Origin of the sequence: Erythrobacter sp. HKB08 (assembly GCF_004114695.1) — a bacterium.
Lineage (GTDB): Bacteria > Pseudomonadota > Alphaproteobacteria > Sphingomonadales > Sphingomonadaceae > Parerythrobacter_A.
On the sequence record NZ_CP035310.1, the window covers coordinates 1,853,739 to 1,868,682 of the forward strand.

Below are 14,944 nucleotides of genomic sequence, written 5' to 3' on the forward strand. Positions count from 1 at the left end.
CTCTGGTTCATTGGTGTCGCCGTGACCGACGACCGATCCGATACTTCCTTGCCTTCAGGCCTCTATATCGTCGCCACGCCGATTGGCAATCTGGGCGACATCACGTTGCGTGCCGTCGACGTGTTGAAGCGCTGCGACGTGGTAGCGTGCGAAGACACGCGCGTTACCGGCAAGCTGCTCAAGCATCTTGGTGTCTCCAAGCCCTTGATCCGCTACGACGATCACAGCGAGGGGCGCTCGCGCGACAAGCTGCTCCAGCACATGCGCGAAGAGGCTGTCGTGCTGGTCAGCGATGCCGGCACGCCGCTCATTTCCGACCCGGGATACCGTCTCGTACGCGATGCCAGGGAAGAGGGGCTGCCCGTCACCACCTTGCCCGGCGCCTGTGCGGCGATTGCCGGGTTGACCTTATCCGGGCTTCCGAACGACCGGTTCCTCTTTGCGGGTTTCGTTCCGAGCAAGGAGAAAGCCAGGGCCGATTTCCTCCAGTCCCTGTCGGATATCGACGCAACGCTGATCCTCTATGAGACCGGTCCGCGCCTCGCAAAGACGCTCGGCTTTTTGGCGGAACATTGGCCGGGCCGCGAGGTCGCCGTCGCGCGGGAATTGACCAAGCTTCACGAGGAATGCCGCAGCGGATCCGCGAATGAGTTGCGCGAGCACTACGAAGCTTCCCCTCCGCGCGGCGAGATCGTGTTGCTCATCGGCCCGCCAATTGAGGAAAGTGTCGATGAGGCCGACGCCGACCGATTGCTGGCCGAGGCGCTGGAAACTCAGAAAGCATCGCAGGCCGCCGCCGAAGTCGCGCGAAAGACCGGCCTCGACCGGAAGGCGCTCTATGCCCGGGCAATGGAGCTGCGCGGCAAGTGAAGCGACAGATTGCCGAGAAAAGCGGCCGCAATGCCGAACTGCGTGCGGCGGCGTGGCTCCGGCTCAAGGGCTGGTCGATCCTGGCAAGCAGGGTCAAAACACCGGTCGGGGAAATAGACCTGATCGCGAAACGCGGAGGGCTCGTCGCTTTCGTGGAAGTGAAATGGCGCCGCGCCAAGAGCGACCTCGATACGGCGATCGACGAACGCCGTCTCGGCCGGGTCGCGGCAGCGGTGGAATGCGTTGCGCATGAGTATGCGACGCGCGGGGAAGATATCCGTATCGACGTCATCCTCCTTGCGCCGGGAAGCCTGCCGCGCCACATCGCCAATGCGTGGCAACCATAGGAGAGGTCATGAGCCTTCGCGTCGCCGTCCAGATGGACCCGATCGAAACGATCAATATCGCCGGGGATTCCTCGTTTGCGCTCATGCTGAGTGCGCAGGAACGCGGGCACGAGGTCTGGCACTACGACGTGCAGTCCCTCGGCTATGAAACCGGCGAGGGGGTCGGGGCAAAGATGACCTGTCATGCTGCGCCGCTGCGGGTCCAGCGGGTCGAGGGTGACCACTTCCAATGGAAGGGGGAGTGTCGCCGGATCGACCTGGCGCAGGATATCGATGTCGTCCTGATGCGGCAGGACCCGCCGTTCCATCTCGGCTACATCAGCTCGGCCCTGCTGCTCGATCGCCTCAAAGGCCAGACTCTGGTGATTAACGATCCGCGCGAGGTGGTGAACGCGCCGGAAAAGATGTTCGTGCTCGACTATGCGCGCTTCATGCCGCCCACGCTTGTCACTCGGAAGCTTTCAGACGTGCGCGAGTTCATGGAGCGGCACGGCGCCTGCGTCGTCAAACCGCTGCACGGCAATGGCGGCAAGGCGATCTTCAAGATCGACGCCGAGGGCACCAATCTTTCGGCGCTGTTCGAGGTCTTCAACCAGACCTGGCCCGAGCCGCACATGGTTCAGCCGTTTCTTCCCGAGGTTTCGCAAGGCGACAAGCGCATCGTCCTGATCGACGGCGAGTTTGCCGGCGCGATCAACCGCAAACCGGGCGAGGGAGAGTTCCGCTCGAATCTTGCGCAGGGCGGCTATGCCGAAGCGACCGGCCTGACCGAGCGCGAGGAGGAAATCTGCGCTGCTATGGGCCCCGAGCTAAAGAAGCGGGGCCTCGTCTTCGTCGGGATCGACGTGATCGGCGGCAAGTGGCTGACCGAGATCAACGTCACCAGCCCGACCGGGATCGTCGCTATCGACAAGTTCAACGGCACCGACACGCCGGGCCGCATCTGGGACGCTATCGAGGCGCGGCTCTAGTCGCGCTCGCGCGGATGCGCATTGCGATAGGTGTCGAGCAGGGTCGCGCTATCGACCTTGGTATAGATCTGTGTGCTGCCGAGGCTCGCATGGCCGAGCAGTTCCTGCAGGCTGCGCAAATCGGCCCCCGCGCCCAGAAGATGCGTCGCGAAGCTATGGCGCAAGGCATGCGGGGTCGCGGTGGACGGCAGGCCAAGCGCCTTGCGCGCATTGGCCATCGCCTTCTGCACCATGCCCTGATTGAGCGGTCCGCCCTTGGCACCCCTGAATAGCGGCTCATCTTTCGCCAGCGGCCAAGGGCAGAGGCGGACGTATTCCGCGACTGCCTCTCGTACAATCGGCAGGATCGGGACGATGCGCTGCTTTCCGCCCTTGCCGGTCACGGAAAGTGTGTCGTCCAGTTCTGCTGCCGCCCCGTCGAGCGAGAGCGCCTCGGCGATACGCAGGCCTGCTCCGTAGAGCAGCAGGAGGACCGCCCGGTCGCGCGCGCCGATCCAGTCCTCGCGGCCGAGCCCTTCGACCAGTGCCGCGACGTTCTCGGCGTCATCCGGAGTAATGGGCCGAGGAAGTCCCTTCTTTATTCGCGGGCCGCGGATGCGGGGCCGGGTTCCATCGGAACCCGAGGTCTGCTGACGCGCAAACGCAACGAAGGATTTGATCGCCGAAAGCTCTCGGGCGATCGATGCATTGGAAAGGCCGTCCGAGCGCCGTTCGGCGAGGAAGCGCCGGATGTCCGGCCCCTCGAGTGCGGCGAGCGCTCCCCAGTCGGCCAGATCCCGATGATCGAGAAACCGGCCCGCTGCCGCGACATAGGCGCGCACGGTATGCGGGGACCGCCGCCTGTCGTTCACCAGATGCGCACGCCAGTCTTCGAGGAACTCCTCGCGTCTCACGAAAGCACCAGTTCGGTGGCGACGAGTTCGCCGAGAAGAGCGTCGAGCACACCGAAACCTTTATACGTCACTTCAATATGTTGGCCGGATGTCTTCACAAGGCCAAAGTTCTCGAAAAGCCTCAGCTTTGCCGGGTCGACAAGCTGGGCTGCGTCGAACCCGAAGCGTTCGGCGATATCGCCCACGTCGATACCCTCTGCGAGGCGCAGGCCCATCAGCATGGCTTCCGACGTGGCCTCGGCAGCATCGAGCGTGCGGCACTCTTTCATGCCATGACCGCTCACTTCCGCACCGCTCAACCAGTTTTCCGGTTTGCGGTGGCGCATGGTCGCGAACCCGCCTCGGCGCCCGTGAGCGCCGGGGCCGATGCCGTGATAGTCCTGGTATCGCCAGTAGGTCAGGTTGTGCCGGCTTTCTTCGCCGGGCACGGCATGGTTGCTGATCTCGTATGCCGGAAGGCCGGCAGCAGCGGTCAATTCGCGGGTCAGCTGGAAAAGATCGGCCGACGGATCGTCCTCCAGCGGCACGAAATTGCCAAGCCGCACGTCGGTCGCAAAGCGCGTGTTCGGCTCGATCGTGAGCTGGTAGAGCGAGAGATGCCGGGTGCCGAACGAGAGCGCACGGCTTAGCTCGCTCTCCCATTGCTCTGCCGTCTGGTCCGGGCGGGCATAGATGAGGTCGAACGAGACCCGCTCGAAAGCTCCTTGTGCGACGTCCAGCGCGGCGAGCCCTTCTTCGACCGAGTGCAACCGCCCCAAAAACTTTAGCGCAGCATCGTCGAGCGCCTGTAGGCCGAGGGACACCCGGTTCACACCGGCCTTCGCAAGCGCATCGAAATTGGCCGCTTCGACCGAGGACGGATTCGCCTCCAGGGTAATCTCTATAGCCTCGTCGAAACCCCACAAATGCTCGGCGCGGCTGAGGAGCGCGTCGACGAGTTGCGGTGGCATCAAGGATGGTGTGCCGCCCCCAAAGAAGATCGAGGTGAGCGGGCCTTGTGGCGACTGTTCGTGTTCGTAGACCATGTCCAGCAGCATGCGCTCCAGCCACAGCTCATGGTCGACACGGTCGCGAACATGGCTGTTGAAGTCGCAATAGGGGCATTTTTTGAGGCAGAAAGGCCAGTGAATGTAGAGCGCGCGGGCCATGGTAATCCTATTGTTTCAGCCAGCGTTAACCGCGACAAGTGAAAAGCTTTGCGCATGGGACGGGTCGCAAAGATTCTCATCGCCGCCGGCGTTGTCGCCGGAATTGGTTTCACTGCCGGGCAGGGCGCGCTCGCTGAACGCGGGATGCACCCTTTCGATCGCGAACTGCTCGAGACGCATAACGAAGCGCGAAAGCAATTCGGGTCCAAACCGCTGCGCTGGAACGAAGAACTCGCCGACCAGGCATATGACTATGCCAAGGTGCTCGCCCAGCGCGGGCGGATGGAGCATTCTCCCAATTCCGCGCGCCGTGGTGTGGGCGAGAACCTGTGGCAAGGAACCGAGCGGGTCTTCTCTGGCCGGCAGATGGTCCAGATGTTCGTCGACGAGCAGCGCTATTTCCGGCCCGGCAAGTTTCCGAATGTCTCCTCGACCGGGCAGTGGAAGGATGTCGGGCATTACACCCAGGTCGTCTGGCCGTGGACCGAGGAAGTAGGCTGCGCGGTCGCCGGTAACGGGCGCGACGATTTTCTCGTCTGCCGCTACCGTCCTACCGGCAATATCGTGGGCTGGCCCGTCGGACAGTAATCAGCTGTTGAACTGGTCCGTGACCAGCTTCGCAAATGCGTCGGCGCGGTGGCTGATGGCGTGTTTTTCCGCCGGATCGATCTCTGCGAAGGTCATGTCTCGGCCCTCGGGAACGAACACCGGATCGTAGCCGAAGCCGAGCGTCCCACGCGGCGGCCAGGTCAGCGTGCCCGGGCACTTGCCCTCGTAAACGGCATACTCCCCATCCGGCCATGCGACGGCGAGGACGCAGTGGAATGCCGCATTGCGATCGACGTCCGGCCCTTTTTCGGACAGCAGCCCTTCGACCTTGCCCATCGCCATATACCAGTCGCGGCCCGGATCGCCTTCGAACCATTGCCGTTCGGCCCAGTCGGCGGTGTAGACGCCGGGCCTGCCGCCAAGCGCATCGACGGACAGGCCGCTGTCGTCGGCCAGTGCTGCGAGGCCCGATGCCTCGGCAGCGGCGCGCGCCTTGATCAGCGCGTTCTCGGCGAAGGTCTTCCCGGTCTCGTCCGGCTCGGGCAGCCCGAGCGAGCCTGCGGAAAGGCAGCGCATCCCGTAAGGTTCGAGAAGCGCTGCGATTTCCTTCAGCTTGCCCGCGTTGTGCGTGGCAATGACGAGCGAACCGCCGCCGAGCTTGCGGGTCACTTCACCGCATCCAACTGTGCGTCGAAGATACGGTCGCAACCGATGCGCGCGAGACGGAGGAGGCGCAGCAGGCCTTCCTCGTCATAGGTTTCACCCTCTGCGGTCGCCTGCACCTCGGCGATCTGGCCGCCCGAAATGAGGACGAAGTTCGCATCGGCATCCGCGCTCGAATCCTCGTCGTAGTCGAGGTCGAGCACCGGGTTGCCCTGGTAGATGCCGCAGCTGATCGCAGCGACCTGAGCCGCGATCGGGTCTTCCTTCAGCTCGCCGCTTGCCAGCAAGCCGTTGACGGCGAGCCGCAGCGCGACCCATGCGCCGGAAATCGACGCCGTACGCGTTCCGCCGTCCGCCTGAATGACATCGCAGTCGAGCGTGATCTGCCGTTCGCCCAGAGTCCTGAGGTCGACCACCGCACGAAGCGAGCGCCCGATCAGGCGCTGGATTTCCTGCGTCCGGCCCGACTGCTTGCCGCGCGCCGCTTCGCGCGAACTGCGGGTGTGCGTCGAGCGGGGCAGCATCGAGTATTCGCCGGTCACCCAGCCTTCGCCCTTGCCGCGCATCCACGGCGGAACATTGCGCTCGACGCTGGCGGTGCAAAGCACGCGCGTGTCGCCGAAGCTGACGAGGCACGAGCCCTCGGCATGCTTGGTAAAGCCCGTTTCGATCGAGATTGCGCGCATTTCGTCAGGCGCGCGGCCGGAAGGTCGCATGAAATATCCTTAGGTTGAATCGCTGAGTCCGGTTAGGCGCAAGCACCTTGAGGCTGCAAGGGCATTGACTAGATTGAGCGCATGAGCGGACCGAATGTCACCGAATTGACCGACCGCGCGCGCGAGATATTCCGGCTCGTCGTCGAAGGCTACATCGACAGCGGCCAGCCGGTTGGTTCGAAAACGCTCGCGCAGGGCGGAGTGAACCTGTCTCCCGCCTCGATCCGCTCGGTCCTTGCTGACCTCGAATCGCTCGGCCTGCTGGCGGCGCCGCATACCAGTGCCGGACGCATGCCGACCGAGATCGGCCTGCGCATGTTCGTAGACGGCATGATGCAGGTCGCCGAACCGAGCGCCGAGGAACGCGAGGCGATCGAGCGGCATATCGGCGCCTCCGGACCGATCGAGCAGGCGCTGGAGAAGACCAGCGCGCTGCTGTCAGACATTTCCGGCGCGGCGGGCATGGTCATGGTCCCGCAGCGCGATCCGAAGCTCGCTCAGTTCAACTTGGTGAACATTGGGCAAGGACGGCTTCTCGCTGTGATCGTCGGCGAGGACGGGGCGGTCGAGAACCGCATCATCGAGGCGAGCGGCGGGCTTGCGGAAGGCGATCTCGAACAAGCGAGCAACTACATATCCGCGCGCCTCGCCGGGCGGACACTGCGGGACGCAATCGCCACCATGCAGCAGGAGCTCAAAACCGGCAGGAGCCGCCTCGATTCCGCGAGCCGCGATCTCGTCGAGCGCGGGCTCGCCGTGTGGAGCGAGGATGCTTCCGCGCGGCCCGTGCTGATCGTGCGTGGGCAGGCGAACCTGCTCGACGAAAACGCTCTGGAGGACCTGGAGCGAGTGCGGAACCTGCTCGACGACCTCGAAGACAAGCAATCGATCGCGCAATTGCTCGAGAGCGCGCGCGAGGCGGAAGCGACCAGGATTTTCATCGGGAGCGAGAACCGGCTGTTCGCCCTGAGCGGCTCTTCGGTCATCGCCTCACCCTATCGCGACCGCGAGGGAAGGGTGGTCGGCGTGCTGGGGGTCATCGGCCCTACGCGGTTGAATTACGCGCGTGTCGTCCCCATGGTTGATTTCACAGCCCGTTCGCTGGGCAAACTCATCGGATAGATACGAAAGACTTATGAGCGACGACAAGAAGCGGCCGCAGGACGACGCCGTAGAGCAAGAGCTTAAGGGCGTGCCGGAAGAATTCCTCGATGACGAGGCTGGCGAAGACCAGTCGGGCGAGGGCGTGGAAGACGCGCTGGCCCAGCTGCGCGACGATCTCGAGAACGCGAAGCAGGAAACCCTCTATGCCAAGGCGGAAACGCAGAACCTGCGCCGCCGCATGGAGAAGGACATTGCCGATGCGCGCGCCTATGCCGCGACCGGCTTTGCGCGCGACATTTTGAGCGTTGCGGACAATCTCGCCCGTGCAATCCAGGCGGTGCCGGAAGACCTTCGCGAGGACGACAAGTTCAAGGGACTGGTCGCCGGCATCGAAGCGACCCAGCGCGAACTCGACAAGGTCTTTGGCCAGCACGGCATTAGCCGCATCGCCGCAATGGGCCTTCCGCTCGACCCGAACCAGCACCAGGCGATGATGGAAATTCCGAGCGACGAGCACGAACCGGGTACGGTCGTGCAGGAAATGCAGGCCGGTTACATGATCCGCGATCGTCTGCTGCGCCCGGCGATGGTCGGCGTTTCCAAGAAGCCGGACTGATCTGGAAGATTAAGGCGGGGCCGTTCGCGACCCCGCCTTCTTCCATCAGGAAACCAGCTGTTCCCTGTTCTCGTCGCGGTGCTTCTTCAGGTACCGCATGAAGGGCGTTCCGCCGGTTCCGACATCGGGGTCGTTACCCGCAATGCTGCCTGCCTGCTTGTTGATGTAGCTCGCGGCATATTCGAGGTGCCGAGTGCGGAAGCGTGCCGACTGCTCGAGGCATGCATTGAACGCCTCTTTCAGCTCTGCATTCGACGAGGCCGCGACGAAATCTCGCAGCGTCGACTGCGCGGCGAGATCCTCGATGAAGCGGCGATGCTGTACCGGACGGTAGTGGTGCAGCTCATCGAGGAAGGACTTCAGCGGATCGTCGCTGTGGCCGACCTGGAACAGGGCATCCATCGCCGGCACGATGCTCGACTGCGAGCCGGTCTGACCACGTAGTGCTTGCGGCTTGCCTTCGTACTTCTCGACACCGTCGTAGATCAGTCCGCCATCGAGCGCCGGGTTGTTCGCCCAGCCGTGGATGTACGGGCGCACGCGGTGGAAGTAGATGTACGGATCGCAGCGTTCCGGCATCCGGGCGAAGTGGCCGTAGATACGCTCCCACGCTTCGTCCATTTCGCGCAGGAGGCGCGTCGCTTCCGCTTCGTTGCCTTCCTTGGCGACCGTCACGAGGCGCGCTGCATTGTCGAGCAGGACGCCGGCTTCGGCTTCGATCGCGACATGGACGAGCACGAACCAGTTCTCGTCCGCTCCCCCCAGGAAGTTCTGGTGCATGCCGATGTTGTCGAGCGTGACCGGCGCGTTCTTGTCGATGCGGTACCAGTTGTCGAGGACATAGCCCGAGTACGGCAGTAGCGGTGCCTGGCCGAGCCGGTCGGCCAGCGCCACCATCGGGCGCGCGAGATTGGCCGGGAGGCTCTTGGGCGCTTCGTCCTCGCCCCAGACATAGGCCTGCACGATGAAGGAGTAGTGGACCATTGCGGTGCGCACTTCCTCTTCGGGAGCGTTTTGCACCCAGGTCCCGATCTGCGGGTCTGGCAGTGCATCGAGCCAGTGGCGGACTCGGCCGCTGGTCAAAAGGTCGGACAGCTTGTCCGCCGCTTCGATGATCGGCGCGAACAGGTCCGGCAGTGTGATTTCGTCGATTTCGTAATGCGATAGGTAGCCGCGCTCACGCGACAATCCGTAGTCTTTCAGCTCCATTTTCAAGTGACCTATGCCGGGCGCGGGTTGGGCCGCCCGGTCATGAGGCGAAGTGGTATCGCTTGAAACCAGATGCCTCAAGTGACGCTACGGTTTTCGGGGATGGTCCCTGTGGATGAGCGGTGGTAGGGTTCCTGCCAACGCGCCGCCAGAGCGCCGGGTTTTCGGGTCGCCTCACAGATGGGAGGGGTGGATGAAGACTTGGCACAAAGTGGTTCTGGGCATCGGTGCGGGCATAGCGGTCATCGCATTGCTGGTCGGCGCAATCTTCTGGGCTACGAGCGGAGTGACCGATGCAGCGGACGAGTTTTTCGCCGCAGCAGGCGAGGGCGACTACGAAGCGGCCCATGCCCTCACATCGAAGGATTTGCAGCGTACGCTGAGTGCCGAAGGGTTGCAGCAGTATCTTGAGCGAAACGGTCTCGACGAAGTGACCGACACAAGCTGGTCGTCCCGCTCGATCGAGAACGATATCGGCACTGTCGAAGGCAGCGTGACGACTGCTTCGGGAGCGAAGATTCCGATTACCCTGAGCCTCGTGAAGGAAGGCGAGGATTGGCGCATCACCTTCATCGAGCGCGGCCGTAGCGGTGTGGGCGGCGACTCTGGCGCTCCGCCTTTGCCGACGCTCGAAGAGCAGCAATCGATGATCCAATCCGATACGCGCCAGCTGGCGACGGCACTCATGCAGGACAATCCTCAGATATTCCTCGATCGCTGGCTGGAGCAGGCGACGGCTGAGACGCTCGGGCAGGGGTTTCGTGATGCGCAGCCACTGGGTCAGCGCATGTTGGTGCTCGCGAACGAGACACCAGAGATGGAAGACGCCTACATCGATGGCCGCGGCCTCCTGACCCTCGCCGGCACATTCGAGAACGCGCGCGACAAGGCGCGTATTTCGTTCACCTATCTTCGGCGGAACGGTGAGGCGCGGATCGGTGCCTACGAGTTCGATTTCGACGAGAAGCCGCGCCCGGACATGACTCGCCCGGTCGAGTGATCAGATCATGTAGACGATGATGTACCTGGCGATCAGCAATCCCAGCAGGACCAGATTGGCCGTCTTGCTCCGGACGAACATCGTCGCGGCCATCAGGCCCACGAGAACCAGGGTCATCGATACGGAGAGCGGCGTGAGGAGTGCCGCCCGGATTTCGACGATGGTGAGCAAGTAGGTCCATTGCACGGCGACGAGTGCGATCAGAATGCCGAGGATGACCCGTTTGACCCGCATGTAGTGGGTATCGAGGTCTGCGAAGCGATCGGGCTCGGTCGGGAATACGAGCCTCGCCGCAAGGTAATAGGCCGCCGCGAAAGCCATGACGGCAAGCAGGGTAAGCGGAGTGACGCTGAGAAAGCCCCTGACTATCCATGCGAAAACCCAGAAGCTCAGCAGGTCGAGCATGACGAAGACGGCAAGCGCCGGCGTCAGCCATCCGATGGAGAATTTCTGGCCACCTGCATCGCTTGCGAATTTCAGTTCCAGCGCTCGGCCCATGCCGGCAAGCAGCTCGATCAGCGAAAGGCCGAGCAGCAGCGCGTAGAGAATGAAAACGAATTCGAATTCGGTCACTTGGCCGCTCCGGGAAACCTCACCAGCATGTCATAGGCTGCCTTGTCGGCAACGCCTGCGATCTTCACTCCGTTGCGTGCCCAGAAAGCGTGCTTCACGATCTCGGCCTGCTGCTCGACACCATAGCGGGTCAGCGGCCAGCCCGGCTTGAGGCTGTAGTCGTATCGCTCCCACGGAAGGCGGTTGAAGATCAGCCACCAGCGCCCCTTTGTCTGGACCTGCCAGACATGGACCATCTCGTGAATGAAGAGGCCCTGACGGATCACGCCGGCCTTGGAGAAATCCTCGCAATAGCTTTCGCCATGCGGATGGAAGTGGATGTGCCCGCGCGGAGCCATTGTCACCTTGCGGGGCTGGAACGGAAACCACTTGCGCCGCCTGATCATGACCGCGGCGTAATCTATCGCATCTCCGAAAACGCTACGGGCGAGTTCGACCTCGCCCGCGGTAAGCGGCCGCTCTCCGCCGATCGGGCAGAAAGCGGCCGGATCGTGTGTCGTTTCTGCCGTCAGCGCTCGTCGCCGGCAGCGAGGATGTCGACCGGGAAGCTGGTCTTGTCGCCGCCCGAGACGAACACGGTAACTTCGGTCGTGCCGCCGGGCTGGAGTTCGGGCGAAACATTCATCGCCATGACGTGACGGCCGCCCGGCTCGAACTTGTACTCGGTCCCGTTGGTGAGGGGGAGCGGGTTGCTCTCGCCCATTTCCATGCGGCCGGCCCATTCCTTGTATTCGTGGAACATCGCGCTTTCGGCGCCAGCCACGTCCACGCGGCTCAGCGACAAGCCCCGATCCGCATTGTACTTGAGGTCAAAATATACCGCTGCCGGATTGCCCTCGACGGCGGGCAGGACCATGCGGCCATTGGTGATTTCGAGACCCGGCACGCCATCGGGTGCTTCGACGGCTTCCTGGGCGGTTTCGCCGCACGAGGCGAGGCCGAGGCTAGCGATCCCGAGTGCGAGCCCGGCAAAAATGCTCTTCGTCATGTTGGAATATTCTCCCTGTTCCGACTTGGGAAACTAGCTGCGCGCATCCCTTGTGCCAACAAAAACCGCACCTATATCGCCAGCATATTCGAGCTGCCGAGGAGCATCGCCGATCCCGGGGTGTGAAGCGTGCAGCGTCCAACATTTGAAGACGGAATGGGGAAATAATGGCCAAAGTTATCGGTATCGACCTCGGCACCACCAACTCTTGCGTTGCCGTGATGGACGGGGGCAAGCCCAAGGTTATCGAGAATTCGGAAGGCGCGCGCACCACGCCTTCGATCGTCGCCTTCACCAAGGATGGCGAGCGCCTCATCGGCCAGCCGGCAAAGCGCCAGGCGGTCACTAACCCTGACAACACGCTGTTCGCGATCAAGCGCCTCATCGGTCGCCGGTTCGACGATCCCATGACCAAGAAGGACATGGGCCTCGTCCCGTACGACATCGTGAAGGGCAAGAACGGCGACGCGTGGGTCGAAGCTGGCGGCGAGGAATATAGCCCGTCGCAGATCTCGGCCTTCATCCTCCAGAAGATGAAGGAAACCGCCGAAAGCTATCTCGGCGAAGACGTGAAGCAGGCGGTCATTACCGTTCCGGCCTACTTCAACGACGCCCAGCGCCAGGCGACCAAGGATGCCGGCCAGATCGCCGGTCTCGAAGTCCTGCGCATCATCAACGAGCCGACTGCTGCCGCGCTCGCCTATGGCCTCGACAAGGAAGACGGCAAGACCATCGCCGTTTACGACCTTGGCGGCGGTACCTTCGATATCTCGATCCTCGAGATCGGCGACGGCGTATTCGAAGTGAAGTCGACCAACGGCGACACCTTCCTCGGCGGTGAAGACTTCGACAGCGCGATCGTCGAATACCTCGCGGAGGAGTTCAAGAAGAAGGAGAACATGGATCTCCGGACCGACAAGCTTGCCCTGCAGCGCCTCAAGGAAGCTGCCGAAAAGGCCAAGATCGAGCTTTCGAGCTCGCAGTCGACCGAAGTGAACCTGCCCTTCATCACCGCGCGCATGGAAGGCGGCGCATCGACCCCGCTGCACCTCGTTGAAACGATCAGCCGCTCGAAGCTCGAGCAGCTTGTCGGCGACCTCGTGAAGCGCACTCTCGAACCGTGCAAGAAGGCTCTGGCCGATGCCGGTATCGACAAGGGCGGCGTTGACGAAGTCGTGCTCGTCGGCGGCATGACCCGCATGCCGAAGGTCCGCGAGATCGTGGAAGAATTCTTTGGCCAGAAGCCGCACACCGGCGTGAACCCGGACGAAGTCGTTGCCATGGGTGCTGCGATCCAGGCGGGCGTCCTCCAGGGCGACGTCAAGGATGTCCTCCTGCTCGACGTGACCCCGCTCTCGCTCGGTATCGAGACGCTCGGCGGTGTCTTCACCCGCATGATCGATCGCAACACGACGATCCCGACCAAGAAAACGCAGACCTACTCGACTGCCGAAGACAACCAGCAGGCCGTGACGATCCGCGTGTTCCAGGGCGAGCGCGAGATGGCGGCGGACAACAAGATGCTCGGCCAGTTCGACCTCGTCGGTATCCCGGCCGCTCCGCGCGGTGTCCCGCAGATCGAGGTGACGTTCGACATCGACGCCAACGGCATCGTGAACGTCTCCGCGAAGGACAAGGGCACCGGCAAGGAACAGCAGATCCGCATCCAGGCTTCGGGTGGTCTTTCGGACTCCGACATCGAGCAGATGGTCCAGGATGCCGAGAAGTTCGCCGACGAGGACAAGAAGCGCAAGGAAGCGGCAGAAGCCCGCAACCAGGCCGACAGCCTCGTCCATGCGACCGAGAAGCAGCTCGAAGAGCATGGCGACAAGGTCGATGCCGATACCAAGTCGGCTGTCGAGACGGCGCTGGCTGAAGCCAAGACCGCTCTCGAAGGCGACGACGTCGACGCCATCAATGCGAAGGCACAGGCGCTGACCGACGCGGCCATGAAGATGGGCCAGCAGATCTACGAGAAGGAGCAGGCCAGCGCCGCGGCTTCGGGCGACGCGGGCGAGGGCGAAGCATCCTCGAGCGACGCCGACGAAGAAGTGGTCGACGCCGAATTCTCCGAAGTCGACGAAGACAACAAGGGCTAAGCCCGGTGATAACCGAAACCGCCGTCGATGCTATCCGCGTCGGCGGCGGTTAGGTTTGGGATCGCATTATGTCTTCGACCGAAATCGACTTTTACGAGCTGCTCGAAGTCAGCCGCGACGCTGACGACAAGGCAATCAAGTCCTCCTATCGCAAGCTGGCGATGAAGTATCACCCGGACCGCAATCCGGGCGATGCCGAAGCCGAAGCGCAATTCAAGGCGGTGAGCGCAGCCTACGAGGTCCTGAAGGACCCTCAGAAGCGCGCGGCATACGACCGCTTCGGCCATGCCGCGTTCCAGCAGGGCAACGGTTTTGGCGGAGGCCACGCCGGTGCCGACTTCGGCGATATCGGCGACATTTTCGAAACGATCTTCGGCAGTGCTTTCGGCGGTGGTGCTGCGGGCCAGCAACGTGCCCGTCGCGGCGCCGACCTTCGCTACGACATGCAGATCACGCTGGAAGAGGCGTTTCACGGCAAGTCGACTGCGATCGAAGTCGAAGTCTCTCAAACTTGCGATACCTGCAACGGCAGCGGCGCTTCGCCGGGCACCGGTACACGTGGGTGTAACTTGTGTAACGGCTACGGAAAAGTCCGCGCGAAGCAGGGCTTCTTCGTCGTCGAACGTCCGTGCCCCAATTGCCATGGCCGCGGCGAAGTTATCGAAGACCCGTGCGGCGATTGCCGCGGCGAGGGCCGTGTCGACAAGGCCGTCGAACTCGAAGTCGAAATCCCACCCGGCGTCGATACCGGCACCCGCGTCCGCCTGTCGGGCAAGGGCGAGGCAGGTCCGCGTGGCGCGCCTCCGGGCGATCTCTACATCTTCATCCATGTAAAGCCGCATCCGGTATTCGAGCGCGAAGGCACGACGCTACATACGCGCATTCCCATCAGCTTCACCAAGGCGGCCCTCGGGGGCTGCGTCGAAATCCCCGGGCTCGACGGCGAGACCAACAAGGTCGACATTCCCGACGGCATCCAGTCGGGCAAGCAGCTACGCGTTCGCGGCGGCGGCATGCCCGTCCTGCAGGGTCGTGGGCGCGGCGACATGGTTGTCGAGATCGCGGTCGAAACGCCGACCAAGCTCACCAAGGAACAGCGATCCATCCTCGAACAGTTCCGCGATACGGAAACCGGCGACGAATGCCCGCAGAGCCGCAGCTTCTTCGGCAAGGTGAAAGAGGCTTTCGGCGGCTGACG

Annotated in this window: 17 protein-coding genes; 9 read left to right on the top strand and 8 right to left on the bottom strand. The window is 63.1% G+C overall.

Annotated elements, in window-relative coordinates; genetic code table 11:
• Window positions 1–21 precede the first annotated feature (21 nt).
• Genes rsmI through gshB form a run of 3 tightly spaced genes read left to right on the top strand, consistent with a single transcriptional unit; the run spans window position 22 to window position 2,188 of the window.
• Window positions 22–870 (top strand): 16S rRNA (cytidine(1402)-2'-O)-methyltransferase, encoded by an 849-nt coding sequence (rsmI, locus tag EO245_RS08930; protein ID WP_199798642.1) that lies wholly within the window; start codon window positions 22–24, stop codon window positions 868–870.
• Window positions 867–1,217: a YraN family protein gene (locus tag EO245_RS08935; RefSeq protein WP_128892592.1), complete on the top strand. Its 351-nt coding sequence runs from the start codon at window positions 867–869 to the stop codon at window positions 1,215–1,217. Before rsmI ends, EO245_RS08935 begins: the two co-directional genes overlap by 4 nt.
• An 8-nt stretch (window positions 1,218–1,225) precedes the next feature.
• Window positions 1,226–2,188 carry a glutathione synthase gene (gene gshB, locus EO245_RS08940; protein ID WP_128892593.1) on the top strand — a complete coding sequence of 321 codons (963 nt, stop codon included), beginning with the start codon at window positions 1,226–1,228 and terminating at the stop codon, window positions 2,186–2,188.
• Here gshB and EO245_RS08945 read toward each other — a convergent pair.
• Window positions 2,185–3,081, bottom strand: coding sequence for a tyrosine recombinase XerC (locus tag EO245_RS08945; protein ID WP_128892594.1), 897 nt, complete (start codon window positions 3,079–3,081; stop codon window positions 2,185–2,187). The two genes, gshB and EO245_RS08945, sit on opposite strands and share 4 nt — an antisense overlap.
• The gene (gene hemW / locus EO245_RS08950; protein ID WP_128892595.1) at window positions 3,078–4,229 is read right to left on the bottom strand and encodes a radical SAM family heme chaperone HemW; all 1,152 of its coding nucleotides are present in this window, start codon (window positions 4,227–4,229) and stop codon (window positions 3,078–3,080) included. Before hemW ends, EO245_RS08945 begins: the two co-directional genes overlap by 4 nt.
• 54 nt (window positions 4,230–4,283) lie before the next feature.
• Here hemW and EO245_RS08955 point away from each other — a divergent pair, with 54 nt between their 5' ends.
• On the top strand, window positions 4,284–4,817 hold the full coding sequence (locus EO245_RS08955; RefSeq protein WP_128892596.1) for a CAP family protein: 534 nt from the start codon (window positions 4,284–4,286) through the stop codon (window positions 4,815–4,817).
• On the opposite strand, the gene rdgB is transcribed toward EO245_RS08955, so the two are convergent.
• Entirely contained in the window at window positions 4,818–5,447 is a 630-nt protein-coding gene (gene rdgB, locus EO245_RS08960) for an RdgB/HAM1 family non-canonical purine NTP pyrophosphatase (RefSeq protein WP_128892597.1), read from the bottom strand.
• Window positions 5,444–6,157, bottom strand: a complete 714-nt coding sequence (gene rph / locus EO245_RS08965; protein WP_128892598.1) for a ribonuclease PH — start codon at window positions 6,155–6,157, stop codon at window positions 5,444–5,446. The genes rdgB and rph overlap by 4 nt, the downstream gene beginning before the upstream one ends.
• An 81-nt stretch (window positions 6,158–6,238) precedes the next feature.
• Between rph and hrcA the strand changes: the two genes are divergently transcribed.
• Complete coding sequence (hrcA, locus tag EO245_RS08970; protein ID WP_128892599.1) at window positions 6,239–7,279, top strand: heat-inducible transcriptional repressor HrcA; 1,041 nt, start codon at window positions 6,239–6,241, stop codon at window positions 7,277–7,279.
• A 13-nt stretch (window positions 7,280–7,292) separates the two neighbouring features.
• Window positions 7,293–7,877: a nucleotide exchange factor GrpE gene (grpE, locus tag EO245_RS08975; protein ID WP_128892600.1), complete on the top strand. Its 585-nt coding sequence runs from the start codon at window positions 7,293–7,295 to the stop codon at window positions 7,875–7,877.
• A gap of 45 nt (window positions 7,878–7,922) precedes the next feature.
• Here grpE and EO245_RS08980 read toward each other — a convergent pair whose 3' ends face one another.
• Window positions 7,923–9,086 carry an indoleamine 2,3-dioxygenase gene (locus EO245_RS08980; protein ID WP_128892601.1) on the bottom strand — a complete coding sequence of 388 codons (1,164 nt, stop codon included), beginning with the start codon at window positions 9,084–9,086 and terminating at the stop codon, window positions 7,923–7,925.
• Window positions 9,087–9,279: 193 nt separating this feature from the next.
• Between EO245_RS08980 and EO245_RS08985 the strand changes: the two genes are divergently transcribed.
• Window positions 9,280–10,086 (top strand): hypothetical protein, encoded by an 807-nt coding sequence (locus tag EO245_RS08985; protein WP_128892602.1) that lies wholly within the window; start codon window positions 9,280–9,282, stop codon window positions 10,084–10,086.
• On the opposite strand, the gene EO245_RS08990 is transcribed toward EO245_RS08985, so the two are convergent.
• The 3 genes from EO245_RS08990 to EO245_RS09000 are packed head-to-tail and all read right to left on the bottom strand — an operon-like array spanning window position 10,087 to window position 11,647.
• Window positions 10,087–10,659, bottom strand: a complete 573-nt coding sequence (locus EO245_RS08990; RefSeq protein WP_128892603.1) for a hypothetical protein — start codon at window positions 10,657–10,659, stop codon at window positions 10,087–10,089. It abuts the gene before it with no gap.
• Window positions 10,656–11,129 carry a vgr related protein gene (locus EO245_RS08995; RefSeq protein ID WP_128893524.1) on the bottom strand — a complete coding sequence of 158 codons (474 nt, stop codon included), beginning with the start codon at window positions 11,127–11,129 and terminating at the stop codon, window positions 10,656–10,658. The genes EO245_RS08990 and EO245_RS08995 overlap by 4 nt, the downstream gene beginning before the upstream one ends.
• A gap of 38 nt (window positions 11,130–11,167) precedes the next feature.
• Window positions 11,168–11,647, bottom strand: a complete 480-nt coding sequence (locus EO245_RS09000) for a copper chaperone PCu(A)C (RefSeq protein WP_128892604.1) — start codon at window positions 11,645–11,647, stop codon at window positions 11,168–11,170.
• 167 nt (window positions 11,648–11,814) lie between these two features.
• On the opposite strand from EO245_RS09000, the gene dnaK reads away from it, so the two are divergent.
• Complete coding sequence (gene dnaK / locus EO245_RS09005) at window positions 11,815–13,746, top strand: molecular chaperone DnaK (RefSeq protein WP_128892605.1); 1,932 nt, start codon at window positions 11,815–11,817, stop codon at window positions 13,744–13,746.
• Window positions 13,747–13,814: 68 nt separating this feature from the next.
• Entirely contained in the window at window positions 13,815–14,942 is a 1,128-nt protein-coding gene (gene dnaJ / locus EO245_RS09010; protein ID WP_128892606.1) for a molecular chaperone DnaJ, read from the top strand.
• The last annotated feature ends 2 nt before the right edge of the window (window positions 14,943–14,944 follow it).